Annotated in this window: 19 protein-coding genes, 1 pseudogene and 1 riboswitch; of the genes and pseudogenes, 4 read left to right on the forward strand and 16 right to left on the reverse strand. The window is 66.3% G+C overall.

Annotated features, from left to right (window positions below):
• Window positions 1-218 precede the first annotated feature (218 nt).
• The 6 genes from XarjCFBP7645_RS03800 to XarjCFBP7645_RS03835 form a co-directional block, all read right to left on the reverse strand.
• Window positions 219-1,799 (reverse strand): CocE/NonD family hydrolase, encoded by a 1,581-nt coding sequence (locus XarjCFBP7645_RS03800; protein ID WP_104536280.1) that lies wholly within the window; start codon window positions 1,797-1,799, stop codon window positions 219-221.
• Window positions 1,800-2,218: 419 nt separating this feature from the next.
• Window positions 2,219-3,193 (reverse strand): thiamine-phosphate kinase, encoded by a 975-nt coding sequence (gene thiL / locus XarjCFBP7645_RS03815; RefSeq protein ID WP_104536282.1) that lies wholly within the window; start codon window positions 3,191-3,193, stop codon window positions 2,219-2,221.
• A 117-nt stretch (window positions 3,194-3,310) separates the two neighbouring features.
• Window positions 3,311-3,799, reverse strand: coding sequence for a transcription antitermination factor NusB (gene nusB, locus XarjCFBP7645_RS03820; protein ID WP_053045799.1), 489 nt, complete (start codon window positions 3,797-3,799; stop codon window positions 3,311-3,313).
• The gene (gene ribH / locus XarjCFBP7645_RS03825; protein WP_053045801.1) at window positions 3,796-4,260 is read right to left on the reverse strand and encodes a 6,7-dimethyl-8-ribityllumazine synthase; all 465 of its coding nucleotides are present in this window, start codon (window positions 4,258-4,260) and stop codon (window positions 3,796-3,798) included. Before ribH ends, nusB begins: the two co-directional genes overlap by 4 nt.
• 256 nt (window positions 4,261-4,516) lie before the next feature.
• Window positions 4,517-5,656 (reverse strand): 3,4-dihydroxy-2-butanone-4-phosphate synthase, encoded by a 1,140-nt coding sequence (ribB, locus tag XarjCFBP7645_RS03830; RefSeq protein WP_047130648.1) that lies wholly within the window; start codon window positions 5,654-5,656, stop codon window positions 4,517-4,519.
• On the reverse strand, window positions 5,653-6,255 hold the full coding sequence (locus XarjCFBP7645_RS03835) for a riboflavin synthase (protein ID WP_104536283.1): 603 nt from the start codon (window positions 6,253-6,255) through the stop codon (window positions 5,653-5,655). Before XarjCFBP7645_RS03835 ends, ribB begins: the two co-directional genes overlap by 4 nt.
• 162 nt (window positions 6,256-6,417) lie before the next feature.
• A riboswitch (FMN riboswitch) is annotated at window positions 6,418-6,596 on the reverse strand.
• A gap of 218 nt (window positions 6,597-6,814) precedes the next feature.
• Between XarjCFBP7645_RS03835 and XarjCFBP7645_RS03840 the strand changes: the two genes are divergently transcribed.
• On the forward strand, window positions 6,815-7,438 hold the full coding sequence (locus tag XarjCFBP7645_RS03840) for a hypothetical protein (protein WP_104536284.1): 624 nt from the start codon (window positions 6,815-6,817) through the stop codon (window positions 7,436-7,438).
• A gap of 97 nt (window positions 7,439-7,535) precedes the next feature.
• On the opposite strand, the gene ribD is transcribed toward XarjCFBP7645_RS03840, so the two are convergent.
• The 5 genes from ribD to XarjCFBP7645_RS03865 form a co-directional block, all read right to left on the reverse strand.
• On the reverse strand, window positions 7,536-8,630 hold the full coding sequence (ribD, locus tag XarjCFBP7645_RS03845) for a bifunctional diaminohydroxyphosphoribosylaminopyrimidine deaminase/5-amino-6-(5-phosphoribosylamino)uracil reductase RibD (protein ID WP_104536285.1): 1,095 nt from the start codon (window positions 8,628-8,630) through the stop codon (window positions 7,536-7,538).
• Window positions 8,627-9,103 (reverse strand): GNAT family N-acetyltransferase, encoded by a 477-nt coding sequence (locus XarjCFBP7645_RS03850; protein ID WP_104536740.1) that lies wholly within the window; start codon window positions 9,101-9,103, stop codon window positions 8,627-8,629. The genes ribD and XarjCFBP7645_RS03850 overlap by 4 nt, the downstream gene beginning before the upstream one ends.
• Window positions 9,104-9,108: 5 nt before the next feature.
• On the reverse strand, window positions 9,109-9,633 hold the full coding sequence (nrdR, locus tag XarjCFBP7645_RS03855; RefSeq protein WP_006453216.1) for a transcriptional regulator NrdR: 525 nt from the start codon (window positions 9,631-9,633) through the stop codon (window positions 9,109-9,111).
• A 102-nt stretch (window positions 9,634-9,735) separates the two neighbouring features.
• On the reverse strand, window positions 9,736-10,989 hold the full coding sequence (glyA, locus tag XarjCFBP7645_RS03860) for a serine hydroxymethyltransferase (protein ID WP_104536286.1): 1,254 nt from the start codon (window positions 10,987-10,989) through the stop codon (window positions 9,736-9,738).
• A 191-nt stretch (window positions 10,990-11,180) separates the two neighbouring features.
• Window positions 11,181-11,708: an RcnB family protein gene (locus tag XarjCFBP7645_RS03865; protein WP_104536287.1), complete on the reverse strand. Its 528-nt coding sequence runs from the start codon at window positions 11,706-11,708 to the stop codon at window positions 11,181-11,183.
• A 226-nt stretch (window positions 11,709-11,934) separates the two neighbouring features.
• Between XarjCFBP7645_RS03865 and ettA the strand changes: the two genes are divergently transcribed.
• Entirely contained in the window at window positions 11,935-13,596 is a 1,662-nt protein-coding gene (gene ettA, locus XarjCFBP7645_RS03870; RefSeq protein WP_024940592.1) for an energy-dependent translational throttle protein EttA, read from the forward strand.
• A 62-nt stretch (window positions 13,597-13,658) separates the two neighbouring features.
• Here the strand turns inward: ettA and def are convergent, their stop codons facing one another.
• On the reverse strand, window positions 13,659-14,174 hold the full coding sequence (gene def, locus XarjCFBP7645_RS03875) for a peptide deformylase (RefSeq protein ID WP_104536288.1): 516 nt from the start codon (window positions 14,172-14,174) through the stop codon (window positions 13,659-13,661).
• A gap of 458 nt (window positions 14,175-14,632) precedes the next feature.
• Here def and XarjCFBP7645_RS03880 point away from each other — a divergent pair, with 458 nt between their 5' ends.
• Window positions 14,633-15,046 carry a post-PEP-CTERM-1 domain-containing protein gene (locus tag XarjCFBP7645_RS03880; RefSeq protein ID WP_104536289.1) on the forward strand — a complete coding sequence of 138 codons (414 nt, stop codon included), beginning with the start codon at window positions 14,633-14,635 and terminating at the stop codon, window positions 15,044-15,046.
• Window positions 15,039-16,697 carry a PA domain-containing protein gene (locus tag XarjCFBP7645_RS03885; RefSeq protein WP_104536290.1) on the forward strand — a complete coding sequence of 553 codons (1,659 nt, stop codon included), beginning with the start codon at window positions 15,039-15,041 and terminating at the stop codon, window positions 16,695-16,697. The genes XarjCFBP7645_RS03880 and XarjCFBP7645_RS03885 overlap by 8 nt, the downstream gene beginning before the upstream one ends.
• Window positions 16,698-16,848: 151 nt before the next feature.
• On the opposite strand, the gene pncB is transcribed toward XarjCFBP7645_RS03885, so the two are convergent.
• The 4 genes and pseudogenes from pncB to XarjCFBP7645_RS03905 all read right to left on the reverse strand — a co-directional run bounded on the left by pncB (window position 16,849) and on the right by XarjCFBP7645_RS03905 (window position 22,400).
• Window positions 16,849-18,045, reverse strand: a complete 1,197-nt coding sequence (pncB, locus tag XarjCFBP7645_RS03890) for a nicotinate phosphoribosyltransferase (RefSeq protein ID WP_104536291.1) — start codon at window positions 18,043-18,045, stop codon at window positions 16,849-16,851.
• Window positions 18,046-18,198: 153 nt separating this feature from the next.
• Window positions 18,199-19,167 carry a glycoside hydrolase family 113 gene (locus tag XarjCFBP7645_RS03895; protein ID WP_104536292.1) on the reverse strand — a complete coding sequence of 323 codons (969 nt, stop codon included), beginning with the start codon at window positions 19,165-19,167 and terminating at the stop codon, window positions 18,199-18,201.
• Window positions 19,149-20,444 (reverse strand): hypothetical protein, encoded by a 1,296-nt coding sequence (locus XarjCFBP7645_RS03900; RefSeq protein WP_181126219.1) that lies wholly within the window; start codon window positions 20,442-20,444, stop codon window positions 19,149-19,151. Before XarjCFBP7645_RS03900 ends, XarjCFBP7645_RS03895 begins: the two co-directional genes overlap by 19 nt.
• Before the next feature lie 49 nt (window positions 20,445-20,493).
• Window positions 20,494-22,400, reverse strand: a pseudogene (locus XarjCFBP7645_RS03905) (glycosyltransferase family 2 protein).
• Window positions 22,401-22,404: the final 4 nt, after the last annotated feature.

Here is a 22,404-nt window from a genome sequence, read left to right on the forward strand (position 1 = left end):
CATCATGCACTGCTGGCAACCACGCACGCCGATCATCTCGACCGGTCCTTGCCCGCCCGCCGTCGCGGGACCTCAAGCGGCATGGATGCCGCGCAAGCGCCGACAAGGACGGACTTGCGGCGTCTCCCGCGATGGTGGGCAGGCAAAAGCTCCGCAACCAAGCCGCAGCCCTGATGCACGCGGCCCACACCTCACCGCATCGTTAGCTCAGTGCAGCGTTATCGCAGCGGCACGTTCAATACCGATGGCGTTGCCGTCGGCGACGTAAACGTCACCGTGCCGCCGCCATCGCTGGCATCGGTGTAGCGCACATCGCGCGTGTCGATCACCAGCACCAGGCGCTGCCCTGCCGGAATCTCCGCAGCAGCCGCTTGCAGTGGCCAATCCAGCGTCACTGCGCGGCCTGCCGTGGTGCCGCGTAGCGTGTACGGTGCATGCGTGATCAGTTGCGCCACGCCGAATGCGTCCATGCGATACAGATACGCGAACAGGCTCACTTCCGATTGGCTGGGTACCACGGTCACGCGCAACGATGGACTGCCGGCCAGCCGCCGTGGCGTGCTCGACGGCGCACCCACCCACACTGCCGCGCCGATGCGATTGACCAACGGAATCGACGTGGTGACCGGCACACCGATGCCCTGCAACAGACCACTGACCAGTACCACGCCCGAGTCGGCCAACGTCGGCACATCGGTGGCAATGCGCGACTGCCATCCGCTGGCGGTGCCGCCGATCAAGCCGCCGGTGGGGCTGAGCAACCCGGCCGGTGCGGATAACCCCAGCCGCGTGCTTCCCTGTTGCACCGACGCCCAGTCCGCGTACTCCAGCCATTGCCCGGCACGCGGCGACAACCGCACCGGTGCTTCGCTGTCCACGCCGTTACGCAGCTGCTTGAGATGACGATCGAACCAGCGCGTGGCCGCCGTATAGACCTCGTTGGGCAGGCCTAGCGCGCCCGGCAATTCTGCGGTGGCGTGGTCGCCCTGGCTGAGCAGCAACTGCTTGGGTCCGCGCAGCTGGTTGAAGAACGCGATCGTCTGGTTCGGCGGAAACAGGCCGTCGTTGAAGGCATTGCCCAGCAGCACCGCGGTACCACGCGCATTGAGCGCGGCCACATCGCTTGCCGGGCTGCGCGACGCGGCCTGCGGCAGGAAGCCCTGCACTGCACCGTCGTAGTCGCCAACTGCAACCCGGGTGCTGATCTGCGCCAGATCCGGGCCGGGACGTCCGGTCAACGCGCCTGCACCGACCAACAGCCCGACGCCTTGCTGGCTGACGGTGCGATTGGAATACAGCGACGCTTCCAGATCGGCCCAGCCGCTGAGCGCAGCCACGGCCTTGATGCGCGGATCGCGCTCGGCCGCCAACAGGCTGATGCCCGCCCCGTAGGAGATGCCCGATGCACCGATCGCATTCGCATTGGCCGGCGTATGTGCCAGCGCCCAGTCGATCACCGCGCTGACGTCTTCCACCGTGTCGGCGCCGGCAATATCGATCTGCCCGGCCGAATCCCAGAACCCGCGCGAGGTGTAGCTGACGACCACGTAGCCATCGCTGGCCAGCTGGGTCGCGCGTCCAAGGTATTCCAGATTCGGCAACGACCAGCTGGCCGGCATCACGATCAACGGAAACGGCCCGCTGCCCTGCCCCTGCGGCACCAGCACCAGCGCGCCCATCGGCGCACCATCCCAGCCGGGAATCCGTTCGTAGGTCTTGCTGAAAGCGCCCGCCACCGCCGACGCCGATGCCACCAGCAACGCCAAGGCGGCGATGCCTCCGATCCAATGCTTGTTCATGCGGATCTCTCCCACGCAAGGCCAGGCCGGGATGGCCCAGCGGCAACTGCCATGCATCCGTGGTTCGGGGGAGAACGTCGCGAACGTACCAGACGGTACGGTATGGCTCAAGGGGCGGGAATCGGGAATCGGGAATCGGGATTTGGGATTTGGGATTTGGGATTTGGGATTTGGGATTTGGGATTTGGGATTTGGGATTTGGGATTTGGGATTTGGGATTCGGGATTCGGGATTCGGGATTCGGGAATCGGGAATCGGGATTCGGGAGGCGGGAGGCGGGAGGCGGGAGGCGGGTGCGTGCGCATCGCAATCGCCGGCTCGCAACTGGAAACAGCGTGCGCTTATCGCCTGGCCGCTCCAGACCCGCAGACGTTGGCTGCGATGCAGCACGCTTGCGCAACGCCTCCCGCGCGCTCAGCTCAGCCGACGAAATGCTGATACCCGCGCCGCGGCGGCTGCCACGGGTTGCCGTCGGCGTCGTGGACCACCACCCCCGGCGTGGCGACGATCTGGCCGATGCGCGTCGCCGCGACGCCGGCGAAGTCCATCGCCTGCACCACCGCGTCGCGGTGTTGCACGGCGGCGGTGAAGCACAGCTCGTAGTCGTCGCCGCCGCCGAGTTGCCAGCCGATGCATTGCAGCGCGCTGATCCCGGTGCTGCACGGCATCGCCGGCAGTGCCGCCAGCGCCAGCTGCGCGCCCACGCCGCTGCGTTCGCACAGATGGCCCAGATCGGCCAGCAAGCCGTCGGAGACGTCCACACAGGCATGCGCAAGCCCGCGCAAGCGCAGCCCGGCCTGCACACGCGGCTGCGGGCGCAACAGGCGACCGCGCCAAAGTTCGTGCAAGGGGTCGGCCGCCGCACAGGTCACGTCCAGCTGGCCGGCTTGCCACAGCGACAACGCCGCCGCCGCCTCGCCCGGCGCGCCGGTCACCCACACATCGTCGCCCACACGCGCACCATCGCGACGCAGCGCCGCACCCGGCGGCAGGCTACCGATCGCAGTCACTGCACACGCCAACGGCCCGCGCGTGGTGTCGCCACCGACCAGCGCAATGGCATGCGCATCGGCCAGTGCAAAAAATCCATCGGCGAACGCATCGACCCACTCGACATCGTCGTGCGGCAACGACAGCGACAAGGTGCACCAGCGCGGTTGCGCACCCATCGCGGCCAGATCGGACAGATTGACCGCCAGCGTCTTCCAGCCCAGATCCTCGGCACGCGTCTCGTGCGGGAAATGCACGCCCGCATTGAGCGTATCGGCAGTGATCGCCAGCTGCTCGCCTGGCGGCGGCTGCAGCAATGCCGCATCGTCGCCAATCCCCAGCGGCACATCCGCACGCGCCGCGATGCGCGCGCGCAAGCGGGCAATCAGATCGAATTCGGGCATGGGGACGGGAATCGGGAGAAGGGAATCGGGAATCGGGAATCGCAAAAGCACATCAGGAGATATCGGAGATGGTGCTCTTACAATTCCCCATTCCCGACTCCCCATTCCCGCGGCGCCTCAGGCGCCGCTGGCGCCGCTGGCGCCCGATTCCAGCTTGCGCCACTCGACAGAGGCGCGATCCAGCACGCCATTGACGTAGGTGTGGCCATGCTCGGAGCCGAAGCGCTTGGCGGTTTCGATCGCTTCGTTGATCACCACGCGGTACGGCACGTCCTGGCGATACAGCAGTTCGTAGGCGGCCAGGCGCAGCACCGCGCGTTCGATCGCGTCGACCTCTTCCACGCCGCGATCCAGATACGGCGTCAGCGCGGTGTCGAGCTCGGCACGGTTGCTCAGCACGCCTTCGACCAGGTTTTCGAAATAGGCCTGATCGGCCACTTCGTGCGCCTGCTCGTGCGCAAACTGGGAGATCACCTGCTTGGCGAACCCGCCGGAAATCTGCCAGGCATATACCGCCTGCAAGGCACGCCGGCGCGCGCGCGAACGCAGCACCGGGTCGATGCCGTCGCGACGGACGTGGCGGGCGTGTCCACCGGACTTGCTCATGGCAACAACTCCATCAAATTGACCAGTTCCAATGCCGCAAGCGCGCATTCTTCGCCCTTGTTGCCATGGCTGCCGCCGGCACGCGCCTCGGCATCTTCCACACGCTCGACCGCCAGCACGCCGTTGAGCACCGGGACGCCGGTCTGCAACTGCACGCTCATCAGGCCTTCGGCGCACAGGTCGGCAACGTGTTCGTAGTGGCGGGTGTCGCCGCGGATCACGCAGCCCAGCGCGATGATCGCCGCATGCTGGCCGGATTGCCCCAGGCGGTTGGCGGCGATCGGAATTTCCCAGGCGCCCGGCACGCGGACCACGTCGATGGCGTCCTCGCCGATGCCGTTGCCGGCCAGGCTCTGGCGCGCACCGGTGACCAGCGCGTCGGTGATGCGGGCATTCCAGCGGCTGGCGACGATCGCAAAGCGCGCGGTGGTGGGGCGGAGATCGCCTTCGTAGTGGGTCATGCGGGTCGGCAACTCGAGGGGGCGGCAAGTTTAACAGCTGCCGGGGCCTGGCCCGGCCGGTGCGTGCCGGCCGGGCTGCCGAAGCAGCCCCGGCCATGTCGTCAGGAAACGATTTGGGAGCGCGCAGCACAGGCTGGTGCGGCGCGCAGCTGGCGTGGTCGATGCGCGACAACCGCGCGAACCGCTCGACCAGCGCGGTTCCTGCGGCGCGTCCGCCAACCACCGGACAGCGGCGACTCCAGGCCGCCAGCGTGTCTCAGGGCAGCGCGGCCGCCGGCACCGAGCGCACGCCTGCGCCGGGGTGGCATTCGAGGTACTCCACCACCTCCAGCCCGAACCCGGCCAGGCCCACCTGACGCCGCGGCGTGCCCAGCACGCGCAGCTTGCCCAGGCCCAATTCGGCCAGGATCTGCGCGCCGGCCCCGTTGCGCCGCCACTGGCTGACGTCCTTGGCGTTTGTGGCCGCTTCCGGTTGCTGGCGCAGCCGCGCCAGCAAGGATTCGCTGTCGCGCGGTGCCGACAGCACCACCATCACGCCCTGCCCTTCGGCGGCGATCGCACGCAAGGCATCGGTGGCCGGCACACCGAAGTCATCGCGCTGCCAATGCAGCAGGTCGGCCAGCGGGTTTTCCACCTGCACGCGCACCAGCGTCGGTGTGTGCGGATCGGCAGTGCCGCGCACCAGCGCAAAATGCAGATCGTGCGCGATGCGGTCGCGGTAGGTTACCAGCGTGAACGGGCCGAACTCGGTACTGATCTCACGTTCGTCAACGCGCTCGACGGTGTGCTCGTTGGCCAGGCGATAGGCGATCAGGTCGGCGATCGACCCCATCTTCAGCCCGTGCTCGCGCGCGAACACTTCCAGCTGCGGACGCCGCGCCATGCTGCCATCCGGGTTGAGCACTTCCACCAGCACGCCGGCCGGTTCCAGCCCGGCCAGCATCGGCAGGTCGCTGGCCGCCTCGGTGTGGCCGGCGCGGGTGAGCACGCCGCCGGGCTGCGAGATCAACGGGAAAATATGCCCCGGCTGGCTCAGATCCTGCGGCTTGGCATCCGGCCGCACCGCGGTGCGCACGGTGTGCGCGCGGTCGTAGGCGGAGATGCCGGTGGTCACGCCTTCGGCCGCCTCGATGCTGACGGTGAAGTTGGTCTGGAACTGCGCGGTGTTGTTGCGCACCATCGGCGCCAGGCCGAGCTGCGCACAGCGCTCGCGGGTCAGCGACAGACACACCAGCCCGCGCGCGTGGGTCACCATGAAGTTGATGTCCGACGGCTTGACCAGCTCGGCGGCCATGATCAGATCGCCTTCGTTCTCGCGGTCCTCGTCATCGACGATCACCACCATGCGGCCGGCGCGCAGTTCCTCGATCAATTCCGGAACGGGTGCGAAATTCATGCCGCACCCCGCGTGCCGAGCAGGCGTTCGACATAACGCGCCACCAGATCGATCTCCAGATTCACCGCCGCGCCAACCGCGGTCTGCGCAAACGCGGTGTTGGCCACCGTGTGCGGAATCAACGCGACTTCGAAGCCGTCCTCGTCCACGTCGTTGACGGTCAGGCTGACCCCGTCCACGCAGATCGAGCCCTTCTTGGCGACATAGCGCAATACCCCCGGCGGGGCGGCAAACCGCCAACGCTGCGCACGCGCATCGCCATGCACCGACTGCACCTGGCCCAGACCGTCGACATGCCCGCTGACCAGATGCCCGCCGAGGCGGTCGGTCGGGCGCATCGCGCGCTCCAGATTGAGCACCGCGCCTTCCGGCAAGGCGCCCAACGTGGTCAGCGACAGGGTTTCGGTGGAGGCATCGGCCTGGAAGCTGCCGGCATCGAAGGCGATCACGGTCAGGCACACGCCGTTGACCGCGATGCTCTCGCCCAATTGCACCGCTTCGAACGGCAGGCTGCCGGTGGCGAAGGTGAAACGCACATCGCCACCTTGCGGCTGGCGCGCCGCCAGACGGCCGACGCCTTCGATGATTCCGGTAAACATCAGCGCACCTCCGTCGTTGATGACGACAGCACGGACGGAGTGCGGTAGAAGATCGCGACGCAGCGCGACGGGTGACGCATGGACATAGTCGTTTCTCGCAGGAGTTGAGCGAAAAACGCCACAAGGCAAACAGGCGCGCGCGCAGCCGCAAGGCTACGCGTTGGCCGTCTTCTTTCATCCGGACTATACCGTCGGCCCCGGCATCGCACCGGATCTGCTGACCTTGCCCAGCGGGGGTGTCGCGTTGGTCCGCTCAACCCTGGAGTGCAAGCGCTCGCGGGCTCGCATGCTTGCGCATGCCTACCGCCGGTGGGGAATCGCACCCCGCCCTGAAGACGTTTGTGAGTACCGGCGAACCGGCGTGCAAAGTCTAACAGGGCACATCGGCGCGATGGCCAAGTGTGAGCGCAGGCTGGCAGGACACTGCGTCATGTCGGGAAATCCCCCATAGCCAGGATTGTGAAGGATCTGTTAATTTACGCGCCGCGACGGGAGACGTCGCTTTTTCCATCCCGCAACGGGACGGAGACACGGACATCAATTCGGAGAGAGACATCCAATGCGTAACACCCTGATTCTGGCTGCCCTGCTGGCCGCCGCACCGTTTGCCGCCTCGGCCGAAGGCCTGAGCTATTCCTATGTCGAAGGCGGCTGGAACCGGACCGAAATCAACGTCAACGACGAATCGGACGACATCGACGGCGGCTACATCCGCGGCTCATGGCAGATTGCCCAGCCGGTGTACCTGCTGGCCAGCTACGAGCGTGCCACCAAGGACTACAACCTCGGCAGCGGCTTCGTGATCGACGGCACCCTGCAGCAGGCCACCGTGGGTATCGGTTACCGCCAGGAAATGACCGAGCGCGTGGAGTTCACCGCCGACATCAGCGTGCTGCGCACCAAGGTCGAATCCGATCTGCGCCTGCGCGGCCGTTCGATCGACAACGCGTCCGACTCGACCAACCTGGGCTTCGCCAACCTGGGCCTGCGCGGCAAGCCCTCGCCACGGACCGAAGCCTGGATCAAGGCCGGCTACATCGACGGCAGCGACGTGGACGAAGGCGAGTTTGTCGGCACCCTGGGTGGTCAGGTCAACTTCACCCGCACCTGGGGCCTGGTTGCCGAAGCGCAGTTCGTCGACAACGCCAACCAGTACAAGGTCGGCGTGCGCGCAAGCTTCTGATCGACGCGTCGCGCAGAGATACCAAGGCCCCGCATGCGGGGCCTTTTTCATGCGCGCAACAGCACAGCCGCGCTGCATCGCGCACGCCATGCAGCGCTCACCCGGCAGCGACCGGCGCATAGCGCAGACGCAGATCCTGACCCAGCTGGCGCACATCCAGCAGCTGCAACGCAGCGCGCTGCGCCATCGTCTCGATGCCAAGCCCCGCCAGCAGCGGCCTGGCGGTGTCGCCCAGCAGTACCGGTGCCATGTAGACCAACAGTTCGTCGACCAGCCCGGCCTGCAGCAGCGCACCGCCCAGCGTTGCGCCGGCTTCCACATGCACCTCGTTGATGCCGCGCTCGCCAAGCAGGGCCAACACCGCCGCCAGGTCGAAGCGGCCGGCATGTAACGGCATCGCAAGGAACTGCGCATCGTCCAGTGCCGGCGCGGCCACATCCTCGCCATGCAGATACAGCGTTGGCGCATCGCCCTGACGCATGTTCCTGCACGCCAACGTTCGCAGCCCGGCATCAAGCACCACGCGCAGCGGCGGCACGAACGGCGTGTCCTCGCCCAACCGCACCGTCATGGAGGGGTCGTCGGCCAGCACCGTGCCCGCACCCGTGAGGATCGCGCCCGCACGCGCACGCCAGCGCTGCACATCCGCGCGCGCGTCACTTCCGGTGATCCATTTGGACTCACCGCTGGCCAGCGCAGTACGTCCATCCATGCTGGCGCCGAGCTTGACCCGCAGCCATGGCCTGCCCCGCTCCACCCGCGACAGAAATCCCTGGTTGAGCGCGCGCGCCTGTGTTTGCAGGACGCCGCTGAGCACCTCGATCCCGGCCGCGCGCAGCAGCGCAAACCCGCCGCCGTTGACCTGCGGAAACGGGTCGGCCATCGCCGCGACCACACGCGCCACGCCTGCATCGATCAGGGCCAGCGCACAGGGCGGCGTGCGTCCGTAGTGCGCACACGGCTCCAGCGTCACGTAAGCGGTGGCGCCGCGCGCCTGCGCGCCGGCCGCGCGCAGCGCGAACACTTCCGCATGCGGGCCACCGGCACGTTGATGAAAGCCTTCGCCCACGCACACGCCATCGCGCACGATCACGCAGCCAACCATCGGATTGGGGCGGGTGGTGCAGGCGCCGCGCTCGGCCAGGCGCAATGCCTGCGCCATCCAGCGGTGATCGTCGGCCGTTGCGCTCATTGCGGCGCCGCTTGCGGTTCGATACACATCACCACGATCTGCATCGGCCCCAGCAGTAATTCTGCATGCGTATGCCAGCCCAGCCGCTGATAAAACGGCAACAGCACTGGCTGGCAATACAGATACAACGCCGGCACGCCCATGCGCGCGGCCGCCTGCACGCAGTGCGTCACCAGCGCCTCGCCGATGCCCTGCCCGCGCGCCTGCGGCTGCACGTACAGCGACGCCAGCCATGGCGACCATTGGCGAATGCGCGCATCGTCGTTGTCCAGCAGGCTGACCGACCCGAGCCACTGCGCCTGATCGAGCGCCACCCACGTGATCGGGATCACCCCGTCGCGGGTGTGGCTGCGCAACTCGCTCAAGGCCGCGTCGAAGTTCCAGTCCGGCAACAGACTGCCGAAGGCCTGCAGATGCGCCTGCGCGATCGCGGGCAGCAGCTGCGGCGTGTCGGCCACGCAGGCGATGCGCATCGCGCTCACCGCTTGCCGGGCTTGCCGGCGCGCTCCAGGGCCGCTTCCAGCAACGGCAATTGCTCGATGCCGACCGGTAGCTCGCGCTCGAGCTTTTCGATTTCCTCGCGGAAATCGGCCACGTCCTGAAAGCTGCGGTACACCGAGGCGAAGCGCACATAGCCCACGTGATCGAGCTTGCGCAGCTCGACCATGACGTATTCGCCGACACGCAGCGAGCCAACCTCGCGCTCGCCGGACATGCGCAACTGATGCACCACCGCGCGCACCGCCGCTTCGATCTGCTCTTCGGACACCGGGCGCTTTTGCAGCGCGCGGTCGAAACTGGTGCGCAGCTTGCGCGCGTCGAACGCCTCGCGCCCGCCATCGCTCTTGACCACGGTCGGCAGCTTGAGTTCGATCGTTTCCAGGGTACTGAAACGCTCGCCGCACGCCTCGCACTCGCGGCGACGACGAATCGTCGTCCCGTCTTCGGACACCCGCGAATCGATCACGCGGGTGTCGTTGTGCTGGCAGAAAGGGCAGTGCATCAGGTCGCCGAGATTGGGAAGTGGGGATTAGGGATTGGCAACAGCAGGAGCAAGGACGCGCTTGTCGCGCATCCCCAATCCCGAATCACCAATCCCGGCACCTCAGCCATACACCGGATACTTCTTGCACTGCGCAGTCACCGCGTCGCGGACCTTGGCCAGCACGGCTTCGTCGCCGGGGGCGTCGAGCACGTCGGCGATCCAGTTGGCCAGGTCGACACTGTCCTGCTCCAGGTAACCGCGGGTGGTGATCGCCGGGGTGCCCAGACGCAGGCCGGAGGTGACGAACGGCGAGCGTGGGTCGTTGGGCACCGCGTTCTTGTTGACGGTGATGTGGGCCTTGCCGAGCGCGGCTTCGGCGTCCTTGCCCGAGACGTCGCGGCCGATCATGTCCACCAGCATCAGGTGATTCTCGGTGCCGCCGGACACGATCTTGTAGCCGCGCGCGATCAGCGTGTTGGCCATCGCCTGCGCGTTCTTGACCACCTGCTGCTGGTAGGTCTTGAATTCCGGCTCCAGCGCTTCCTTGAACGCCACCGCCTTGGCCGCGATCACGTGCATCAGCGGGCCGCCCTGGATGCCGGGGAACACGATCGACTGCAGCTTCTTCTGCAGCTCTTCGCTCGCGCCCTTGGCCACGATGATGCCGCCGCGCGGGCCGCGCAGGGTCTTGTGGGTGGTCGAGGTGACCACGTGCGCATGCTCCAGCGGGCTCGGATACACGCCGGCGGCGACCAGGCCGGCCACGTGCGCCATGTCCACGAACAGATACGCACCGACGCTGTCGGCGATGGCGCGGAAGCGCGCCCAGTCGATCTTCTGCGAATACGCAGAGAAGCCGGCCACGACCATCTTCGGCTTGTGCTCGGTGGCCAGACGCTGGACTTCGTCATAGTCGATCAGTCCCTGCGCGTTGACGCCGTACTGCACGGCGTTGAACAGCTTGCCGGAAACATTGACCTTGGCGCCGTGGGTCAGGTGGCCGCCATGGGCCAGGCTCATGCCCAGGATGGTGTCGCCGGGCTGCAGCAGCGCCAGATACACCGCCTGGTTGGCCTGCGAGCCGCTATGCGGCTGCACGTTCGCATAGTCGGCGCCGAACACCTGCTTGATGCGCTCGATCGCCAGCTGCTCGGCAATGTCGACGAATTCGCAACCACCGTAGTAGCGCTTGCCCGGATAGCCTTCGGCGTACTTGTTGGTCAGCTGGCTGCCCTGGGCTTCCATCACCAGCGGGCTGCAGTAGTTCTCGCTGGCGATCAGCTCGACGTGATCCTCCTGGCGGCCGGCTTCAGCAGCGATGGCCTTGGCCAGTTCGGGGTCGTAGGTTTCCAGTCGGACGTCGCGCGAGAACATGCAGAGCTCCGGGGCAGCTGTTGCCAGTAGGGGCGCAGATTGTAAGCCCCCGCGCGGACAGGTGACCAATTGCGACGCTGGCGCGGGCCGCGCATGCAATGGCCCGTTCCGCCCTTGAACGACAAAGGCGCACCGGAGTGCGCCTTTGCAGGATGCCCTGGCCGCTTGCCGGGCCGGGCCAGTGCCGTGGCCTAGTTGTTGAGCACCAGATCGGCGATCACACCGGTGGCGATGGCCACCAGCAGCAGATTGCCGGTGTTGTCGCGCTGCCAACGGTAGCCATACGGCGGGCGGCGCAGGTTGTAGCGGTCGTAGTCGTTGATCACGTAGACCGGGCCGTGGTAGCGCTGGCCGCGGGCCCAGTACGGGCGCGGCGGCGGGCCGGCGCGGTAATAGCTGGGGCGATCGTAGACATAGACCCGGTTGCGGTCGTAGCGACGGTCCTGATAACGGGCATCGCGATAGCCCTCGCGGTAGCCGTTGCTGTAGTAGCGGCGGTCATCGCGACGGTCGGCCCGGCGCTCGTCCTGCCAGTCGCGGCGATCGTTGCGCCAATTGCCATGCTGATCGCGGTCGCGATCGCGGTCGCGGCGATCGTCGCGGTCATGCCCACGACGATCGTGGCCGTGGCCCCAGTCGTCGGCAAACGCTGCCGGGGCCACGGAACCCAGCGCCAGGATGGAGGAAAGCACAACAGTCACGATGCGTTTGCGGTTCATGGGATTGCTCCTGTCTGCGATGTCGCAATTTCATTAAGGCGCTAACCGCCTTAACGCATTCCTGCTGGAATCGATTACGAAACCGCCCATTCAGGTGCGAGGTAAGCTGCCGTTTAGCTGCCGCATTGCCGCCGCGAGTCAGTCCGGTTGCCCGTATAATCGGCGCAATCCCTTTTCCGCTGCCTCCGGCCCCGGCCGGCGGGCTGCCTGCGTCCACGGAGCACCCATGTCGCAATACATCTACACCATGAACCGCGTCAGCAAGGTGGTGCCGCCCAAGCGGCAGATCATCAAGGACATCTCGCTGAGCTTTTTCCCGGGCGCCAAGATCGGCCTGCTGGGCCTGAACGGCGCCGGCAAGTCCACGGTGCTGAAGATCATGGCCGGCGTGGATACCGACTTCGAGGGCGAAGCCCGTCCGCAGGCCGGCATCAAGGTCGGCTACCTGGCCCAGGAACCGCAGCTCAACCCCGAGCACACCGTGCGCGAAGCGGTCGAGGAAGGCGTGGGCGACGTGCTGCAGGCCCAGGCCGCGCTGGATGCGGTGTACCTGGCCTATGCCGAGGAAGGCGCCGATTTCGACGCCCTGGCCAAGGAACAGGAACGCCTGGAAGCGATCCTGGCCGCCGGCGATGCGCACACCCTGGAAAACCAGCTGGACGTGGCCGCCGATGCGCTGCGCCTGCCGCCGTGGGATGCGGTGGTCGGCAAGCTGTCCGGTGGCGAAAAGCGCCGCGTGGCGCTGTGCCGGCTGCTGCTGCAGAAGCCGGACATGCTGCTGCTCGACGAACCGACCAACCACCTGGACGCCGAATCGGTGGAGTGGCTGGAGCAGTTCCTGGCGCGCTACACCGGCACCGTGGTGGCGGTCACGCATGATCGCTACTTCCTCGACAACGCCGCCGAGTGGATCCTGGAACTGGACCGCGGCCGCGGCATTCCGTGGAAGGGCAACTACACCGACTGGCTGACCCAGAAGGACGAGCGCCTCAAGCAGGAAGACAACCAGGAAAAGTCGCGCCAGAAGGCGATCCAGAAGGAACTGGAATGGTCGCGCCAGAATGCCAAGGGCGGCCGTACCAAGGGCAAGGCGCGTCTGGCCCGCCTGGAAGAACTGCAGTCGGTGGATTACCAGAAGCGCAACGAGACCAACGAGATCTTCATCCCGCCGGGCGAGCGTCTGGGCAATGCGGTGATGGAGTTCAAGAACGTCTCCAAGAAGTTCGGCGACCGCCTGCTGATCGACAATCTGTCGATGATCGTGCCGCCCGGCGCCATCGTCGGCATCATCGGCCCCAACGGTGCCGGTAAGTCCACCCTGTTCAAGATGATCACCGGCGCGGAGAAGCCTGATTCCGGCGAGATTGTGGTCGGCCCGACCGTGCAGCTGTCGTACGTAGACCAGAGCCGCGACAAGCTGGAAGGCAACCACAACGTGTTCCAGGAGATCGCAGGCGGCCTGGACATCCTCAACATCAACGGTGTGGAGATCCAGTCGCGCGCCTACATCGGCCGCTTCAACTTCAAGGGGCAGGACCAGCAGAAGATGGTCGGCTCGCTGTCCGGTGGTGAGCGCGGCCGTCTGCACATGGCCAAGACCCTGCTGCAGGGCGGCAACGTGCTGCTGCTCGACGAACCCTCCAACGACCTGGACATCGAGACCCTGCGTGCGCTGGAAGATGCGCTGCTGGAGTTCCCGGGCAACACCTTCGTGATCTCGCATGACCGCTGGTTCCTGGATCGCATCGCCACGCATATCCTGGCGTTCGAAGGCGACTCGCACGTGGAGTTCTTCCAGGGCAACTACCGCGAGTACGAAGAAGACAAGCGCCGCCGCATGGGCGATGACGCAGGCCCCAAGCGTTTGCGCTTCAAGGCGCTGAAGTAAGCACGACGAGGGCGCCGCAAGGCGCCCTTGTCATATGCGGGTGCAGCTGCGGCACCGATGGCCTACAGGTCGTAGGACAGCACGTCTTCGAAGCCGAAGGTGGCGAAGTTCTCGATCCGCGAGGGATACAGGCGGCCGACCAGATGGTCGTATTCGTGCTGCACCACGCGTGCGTGGAAGCCTTCGGCCTCGCGCTCGATCGGGCTGCCGTCGGGTGCGAAGCCGCGGTAGCGAATGTGGCGATAGCGCGGGATGACGGCACGCAGGCCGGGAATGGACAGGCACCCTTCCCAGCCGTTTTCCATTTCCTCCGACAGCGGTTCGATCTGCGCATTCGCCAACGCGGTGCGCGGCACCGCCGGCGCGTCGGGATAGCGTTCGCTGGCGTCGAAGCCGAACACCATCAGCTGCAGATCCACCGCGATCTGCGGTGCGGCCAGGCCAACGCCGCGCGCATCGTCCATGGTCTCGAACATGTCGGCCGCCAGCGCGCGCAGCTCGGCGCTGCCCAGGTTGGTCACCGGTGGCGCCACGCGCAGCAGGCGCTTGTCGCCCATGCGGATAATCTCGCGAATCATCTGGCTGCTCCCGGGAAAAGTTGCGGCGATTTTAAGACCTGTGCGGTAGGCGTAGGTGAGGTTCGGGATTGGGGAATGGGGATTCGGGATTGGTAGCTGGGCATTGGTTGCGCTGCTTGGCGGTTCGCATCTCCGCCAGGCTTCGCACGTCCCCGCGTCCGCCCATTCGGGGCAGCTTCTCCGGGAAGGAGAAAATCGCCGGCCCCGGTTGGTCGCGTCAAAAATCCGGCCGGCCCCGGATGCGAGCCGCCGCTGCGGCTCCCTGAAATTCCGCCGACGCAAGTGCACCGGTAACTGTTTCAGGCGAGCGCTTCGCGTTCAGCGCCTTATATGCCAAAAGATTGACACGCATCACGGATTCATGCCTCAGTCATGAACAGACTGAAACGGAAGGATTCCCCGACGCCGGTGCCTGCATGGCGTTCCTTTCCCCTGTTGGACTCAAGGAAACCCCAACGATGATGAGCCTCCGTAAGCCCGGATGGATGCTGTCCGGAGTGTTGTGTGTCGTCTGCCTGCCGGCCATGGCCTTGGCGCAGGAGACTGCAACCACCAGTTCCAAGGTCGGTATCGATCCCGTCACCGGCAAGCTACGCCCGCTGACCGACGCCGAGAGCGCCGCGCTGGATCAGCAGGCTGCGTCGGCTGCCCGCAGCAGCGCTGCCCGCGCTGCGGTTCCGCAGACCGAATCTGCCGCACGCGCGACCGAGCGACGCCTGCCCAACGGCACCGTGGTGCGCAAGTTGCCGGCCACGCAGATGAGCTCGTTGATGGCGACGCGTCAGGCCGATGGCCGCATCGTCATCGAGCACAGCGAAGACGCCGACACCCAACCCGCCCACGCCGAGCACGGAGCGCTGCCGCATGAATAAGCCCTCGTTGCTGTTGTCTCTGGCCGTGGCTGCGGCCATCGCGCCGCTGCATGCAAGCGCCGCCAACGTCACGTTGATCAATGGCGACGCCGGCACCAGCGTCGGCTTGAACGACCCCACCACCGCTGCGCCCTTGGGTGGCAATCCGGGGCGCTCGGTCGGCGAGCAGCGCCGCATCGCCTACCAGTACGCGATGGACCTGTGGGGCGCGGTGCTGCAGAGCAATGTCGAGATCAAGGTGTATGCCTCGTTCGCGCGGCTGACCTGTACCGCCACCGGCGGCACGCTGGGCCAGGCCGGCCCGAACTGGATCGTCAACGACTTCCCCGGTTCCAAGCCCAATACGCTGTATCCGTCTGCGCTGGGCGACGCGATCGCCGGGCAGGATCTGGTCCCCGATCCCAGCGATCCGGCCGACGTGTTCTCGCAGTTCAACGGCGATCTGGGCAAGCCCGACTGCCTGGCCGGCTCGGGCTGGTACCTGGGCCTGGACGGCAAGACGCCCGAAGGCCAGATCAACTTCCTCAACGTGGTGATGCACGAGATTGGCCACGGCCTGGGTGCGGCGGGCTTCCTCAACAAGACCACCGGTGTGCTCGGCTCGGGCAGCGGCCTGACCGATGTCTACACCGCGCAGGCTTTCGACAACGTGCAGAACAAGCGCTTCGACGACCCGACCATGACCAATGCGCTGCGTGCAGAAGCGATGCGCACGCCCGGCCGTACGGTGTGGGCCGGCACCCGCGTCAACCGCGAGGCGGCGCTGATCCTGGATCCGCGCACCCTGTTGCAGGTGAGCGCGCCGGCCAGCGCGGCAGGCAAGTTCGAGGTGGGCTTTGCCAGCTTTGGGCCACTGGCCACGGCGGCCAATTTCCCGGCGCGCGCGGTGGTGACGGTCAATGACGGGGTGGCTGCCGCTTCGGCCAGCGATGGCTGCGAAACGCCGTTCGTCAATGCGGCCGAGGTGGCCGGCAAGGTGGCGCTGATCGACCGCGGCACTTGCGCGTTCGCGGTCAAGGTCAAGAACGCACAGATCAACGGTGCGGTGGGCGTGATCGTGGCCAACAACGCGGCCGGCGTGCAGACGATGGGCAATGCCGCCCCGCCGATCACCGACATCGCCATCCCGGCGATCATGGTGTCGCAGGCCGATGGCGCGCGGCTGAAGGGCAGCACCGGGGTAGTGGCGGCGCTGTACGAAGACCCCGAGCTGTTGCAGGGCACCGACACCGCGGGCCGCACGCGCTTGTACGCGCCCAGCGTGGTGGCCGGCGGTTCGACGTTCTCGCACTTCGATACCGACCTGCAGCCGAACGCGTTGATGGAACCATTCGATACGCCGGAAGTGCAGGCGCATCTGAACATCGACCTGACCCCGGCGCTGTTTGCCGATATCGGCTGGACGCTCAATCGCGGGCTGGCCAAGCTGGGCAACTGCAATACGCTGGTGCCGACGCTGGAAACCGGCGGGCTGATTCCCGGCGCGAACATCTCGGCCGAAAACAGCCTGTGCAAGACGCAGAACGCCGGTAACCGTCTGGGGTACCTGACCTGCATGGACGAGCACGCACGCGAATTGCAGAACCAGGGTGCAATCAGCCGCATTCAACAGGCAGCGGTGTTTGTCTGCGCCACCAAGGTGCGCCCGTAAGCGACGGGCGCGCTCTGCAGGTAGTTGGTGGAATGCGAACGGCGCCCCTAAGGCGCCGTTTGCTCACCCCCTCATGCCGCTCAAGCCGGGCCGCGCCACCAGCAGCGATGACGCACAACGCCTTACCGGGCCCGGCGCGCAGTCGTCTCGGTCATTGCCGCGCGGATTCGCCCGCTTCCGGCATCGGCAGCAAGCCGAACACATCGCGCAGATAGCGCAGGTAACCGGCGTCCTCGCACATGCTCTTGCCGGGCGAGTCGCTGAGTTTCGCCACCGGCTGCCCATTGCAGCGGACCATCTTGATCACGATCTGCAGCGGCGTCGGCCCCAGGTCGTTGGTGAGGCTCGTGCCTACGCCAAATGCCAGCCGGCAGCGCGTGTGGAAGTGCGCGTACAGCCGCATCACCTTGTCGATATTGAGGCCGTCGCTGAACACCAGCACCTTGGTCGCAGGGTCGATGCGGTGTGCCTGCAGGTGGGCGATGACCCGCTCGCCCCATTCGAACGGGTCGCCCGAATCATGGCGCATGCCGTCGAACAGCTTGCAGAAATACAGATCGAAGTCGCGCAGGAACGCGTCCAGCCCCACCACATCGGACAGGGCGATGCCCAGATCGCCGCGGTACTCGCGCGCCCACGACTCCAGCGCAGCCACCTGCGAGTCACGCAGCCGTGGTCCCAGCGCCTGAAACGCCTGCAGGTACTCGTGCGCCATCGTACCCAGTGGGGTCAGGCCGTACTGCTTGGCGAAATACACATTGCTGGTGCCGACGAACTGCTCGCCCAGGCCATCGCGCAGCAACGGCAGCAACTCGCCGTGCCAATGCCGCGAATAGCGCCGCCGGGTGCCGTAGTCGGCGATCTTGCAGCCGGCCGGCATGCTGCGCAGGCTGCTCACTTTGTCGCGCAGGCGGCTGCGGCCTTCTTCGTAATCCGGCTCGGAGGTATTGCGGAACCACACCTCGTTGATGATTGCCAGTAACGGCACCTCGAACAGGATGGTATGCAGCCAGGGGCCGCGGATGGTCAGCTCGATCTCTCCCGGGCGGGTGGTCGATGCCGACAGCTGCAGATACTTGCGGTCCAGATGGAACAGCGCCAGAAAGTCGGCAAAGTCCGGCTTGATGAAGCGCAGGCCGCGCAGATAGCCCACTTCGTCCTCGCGCAGACGCAGCCGGCACAGCGCGTCAATCTCGCGCGAGATCTCGTCGATGAACTGCGCCAGATCCACACCAGGGGTGCGGCACTTGAAGCGGTAATCGACCTGCGCGGCCGGATGCTGATGCAGCACCGCCTGCATCATGGTGAATTTGTACAGGTCGGTATCGAGCAGCGAATGGATGATCATGCTGCCGGATTATGCCCGCAGCGGCGATCGCGCTGCGTGCAAACCGTTCCCATGCCCCGGGCGGCGGTGCGCTGCGCGGCGGCAGTGCGCTTGGCGATCTCCCTTGGCAACTGCGCTCGGCAATTTCTCTGAGAGATGACCGGGCGTGATCGCTCAGCGCGCCAGCACCTGCTGCGCCGGTTTGCCCTGCACGGTGAAGTCGCTGTCGCCTGGCCCACCGGCCTTGGGGTCGGTGTACCAGCACCACAGCGCGATGCCGTCCACGCCGTGCGCCTGCAGGACCTTGCGCCACTGCTGCAACACCTGCAGCTGCAGGCGGGTGTCGACTGCGGCGGCGCGTTGTTCCGGGCTTTCCCATGGCGCGGCCAGGCTGCCGCGTGCAGAACGCAGGCCCAGCTCCGCCACCCACACTGGCTTGCCCACGCGCTGCCCGAGTTGCTGCAGACGCTGCGCGGCAGCGTTCATCTCGGCCGTGCGTGTGGCGGCCGCTTCGGACAGCCGCGGATACAGGCTGGTGCCCACTGCATCGAACAAGGACCAGTAACGGAAGCTTTCGGCGTGCTCCATGCCGTCGGCCACGTACAGCAGCTTGCCGTGATAGACCTTGCGCACTTCCGCCACCAGGCCAGGCCACTGCGGCGCGTCCTGCAGCTTGCGCAGTTCGGTGCCGATCACCAGCGCTTCGGCGTGCTCGTCTTCGGCCAGTCTGGCCAACGGCAGCAACGCGTTCTGATACGCGGCAAACCAGGCTGCCTGATCGGTGGGCGCCGTGTCGCCGGCCCAATGTCCGGGAATCCACACATGCACCTTGAGCGTGGCTTGCAGGCCGGCGTGGTGGCTCTGCCGCAATGCGGCGCGCATGGCCTCCACGCTGCTGTCGCTGCCCAGCACCGGGTCATTCGACTGCGGGTTGGCCTGCCACACAAATGCCACCAGCAGCGCCTTGCTGGCGCCGGTCTTGGCCAGCGCGTCCAGCGACTGCGCCGCCGCTTCGCTTTCCCACGGCGCATTGGCCGAGACCTTGACGTTGGCGCCCATCCACGTCGATGCGTCCGCGTTGCAGCCGTTGGCCAGCATGCACGTGCCGACCAGAAACGCAGTGCTCAGAACGCGTTTGAACATGCGGCAGATGCCTCGGTGGTGGAGGCCGTCGTGGTGCGCGCGCAGTCCACTGCACCGATGCCAGCGGCGTTCCTGCCCGGCTGCACCATTGCAGCAGTGGCAGCTCTGGCATCAACGGGCGCGCTGGCGCCGGCAGCGACCTGCCCGGACACGGCCGCGGAAGTGGCTGCGGCGGGCTGCAACTGCCTAGCGTCCGCTGCCGACGTTGCCGGGCCGTTGGTGGGCAACGACACCGGCGCAGCCATGACCATCGCCTCGCCCTGCAGCAAGGATTGCGCATCGGCAGGCGCCGCACGCATCCAGCTGCCCCAGCCCTGCGGCTGCACCCAGGCCGCACCGATCAGACCCAGCAACAGCAGGCCGGCGGCCTGACTGCGCTGATCGGCATGGAGTGCACGCAACAGCAATGCCACCGGCACCCACAGCAGCAACAAGGCGTCGAACCCGGCCCAGCCGAAGGCAAACGACAACGCCGCTGCGCAGATCACGGTGCCGGCGCTGGCCACCACGCCGCGCGTGAGCGCGCTGCTGCAACTGCGGGCCAGCAATGCCAGGACCGGGAAGCAGACCACCGCCGCCACGCCCCACCGCACGGCCGGCAACCAGCCCAGCGCGTGGTCGGCCAGCGGCAACGGCAGCGGATGCGCGCCCTGCCCGATGCTCGACAGCGACGGCCACGGTGCGTTGAATACGGTCAGATTGACGTAGGCCCACATGCCGACCAGGAACGCGAACGGCAGATAGCACACCAGATAGAACGACCCCGGCGCCTTGCGCAGCATCTGCGGCGGCATCACCAGCAGCAGCCACGGTGCCACCATCGTCGACAGCGCAAGTGTCTGCACATCCAGGCACAGCAGGATGCACAACCAGCCGGCGATGCGCAGGTAGGTGAAGGCCTCCACCGGCATCTGCAGGCGGCGCAAGGTGCGGCACAAACCGTAGAACGCCAGCAGACCCACCGCCTGGCTTCCGCCGGCGGCGATCGGCAACAGGAACAGCGGATTGCAGCCCACCAGTACCGTCAATGCGCTGGCCCAGCCGCGTCCGAACACGCCGGCCAGATCGCGCCACAGCAGCGACAGGAACAGTGCATTGGCGGCAACTGCCAGGAACGGCCAGACCTGGAACGGCAGATTCCAGCTGTCCAGTCCGAGGTTGATCGCCCACGCCAGCAAACTGGTCGCCGGCAAGCTGTCCGCGGGCGCGATTGCCGGTGCGGCGGAGCCGACCGACTGCAACAGCAAGGGTTGGCTCAGCAGCGACAGGGCCACCACGGCGACCAGAAACGCCGGCAGCCCGCTGTGACGACGCGAGACGGCCGACTCACTCTTCGAGTGCGGCGCGGCGCTCGTTTTCCGAATGCTTGCTGATGCCATGAGTGGTCTTCTCCCAATAGAACGGATTGTGGATCAGCTGCCAGAGACCCTTGTAAGCGGCGATCGACTGCAGCGCCCAATAGAACGGCACGGTCAGCGCGTAGGGCGCCAGCTTGAAGTAGTCGCGTTTGAACGCAGCCACCAGCGTGATGTAGATGAAGAACGCATTGGCCAACAACAGATTGACCAACGACACGGTCGCCAGCCAGGGCGGGAAGAAGCGCTCGAACGCAGTTGTCCCGGTCACGGCCCAGACCACATACAGCGCCCATAGCACCGGCACGCCCAATGCGGTGAAGAAGCCGCCGCCAATGAAGAACTGAAAGCCCCAGAAGCCCTTGAAACCGGTGCTGCGATACAGATGCACCGGGTCGCGCATGTGCACCAGCCAGGTCTGCATGTAGCCCTTGAGCCAGCGCGACCGCTGCCGGATCCAGTTGGGAATGCTGACGTTGGCTTCTTCGAACGTGGTGGAATTGACCACGTTGACGCGGTAGCCGTTCTGGATCAGCCGCACGCCCAGATCGGCGTCTTCGGTAACGTTGTACGGGTCCCACGCACGCACCTGGCGCAACACATCCAGACGGAAGTGGTTGGACGTGCCGCCCAGTGGAATCGAATGCGCAGGTACTCCAGCGCCGGCAGGTAGAAGTCGAACCAGAGCGTGTACTCCAGCGTGAACATCCGCGTCAGCCAGTTCTCGTCGGCGTTGTAGTAGTTCAAGCGCGCCTGGATGCACACCACGTCCTTTTCGGCCTTGCGGAATGCGGCCACCACGCGCTTGAGCTGATCCGGCTCGGGCTTGTCTTCGGCGTCGTAGATAGTGAGCAGTTCGCCGCGCGCAAAATGCAGCGCGTAGTTGCAGGCCTTGGGCTTGGTCTTGGGCTGCGACGGCGGCACCCGGATGATTTCGAAGAACGCCTCCAGGCCGAGTTTCTTGGCGGCTTCGATGGTGTCGACATCGTCCGCTTCCAGCACCAGCTTCACGTCGAGCTTGCTGATCGGGTAATCCAGCTTGCGCAGCGCGTTGGCCAGGATCGGCAGGACTTCCGGCTCCTTGTACATCGGCACCAGCACGGTATAGACCGGCAGGTCGTCATCGCGCAGCGCGGCCACTTCGTCTTCGGTGACCTTGATGTCGATGCGGTGGCGCGAGCCGAACCACACCAGCAACAGCTTCAGCCCGAAGGTTGCCAGAAAGCCCAGCGCCACCAGCGTGTTGACGGTGATCAGGGCCGGCACCGGGAACAGCACCATTGAGATCACCAGCACCGCGGCAATTGCCCACAGCGTGAACTTCTGTCCGCGCGTCACCACCTGGCGCGCCGAATAGGTCGGCGCATGCGCTGCAAGCAGGTTCAGCGCGTTGTCGGTGAGCTGCTCGTCGGCATAGCGCTGCAGGCTCCAGATGATGTCGAACTTGGCGGTGCCGACAAAACGCACGTCTTCGCCATAGTGCGCACGCGCCCAGGCAAACACCGCCGGGTCGGGATCGGCCACGGCCAGCACCAGCACGCCGTCCTCGCGACGCCACGGCAGCAGCAGGCGCTGCGCGTAACTTTCCAGATCGCCGGGGGTGAGCAGTTCCGGATCCGGCGGCTGCTGCACCAAGTCGATGAACTCAAGACCGAAATGCGCGGCGACGATGGCGTAGAACCGCTGCGCCGGTACGCCGCGCTGGGCCAGGATCACATCGCCCAGGCGCGAGTTCCAGCGTTGCTGCAACGCCAGCGCCGAGCGCAGCTGTTCGTCGGTGATGACGCCTGCCGTGACCAGCGCGCGACCCAACAGACCGCGCTCGCGGCCGATGTCCGGTGCCCGTCCAAGCGCCTCCATTTCGCAGGTGACCGTCATTGTC

It is taken from the genome of Xanthomonas arboricola (genome assembly GCF_002940665.1).
Taxonomy (GTDB): domain Bacteria; phylum Pseudomonadota; class Gammaproteobacteria; order Xanthomonadales; family Xanthomonadaceae; genus Xanthomonas; species Xanthomonas arboricola_B.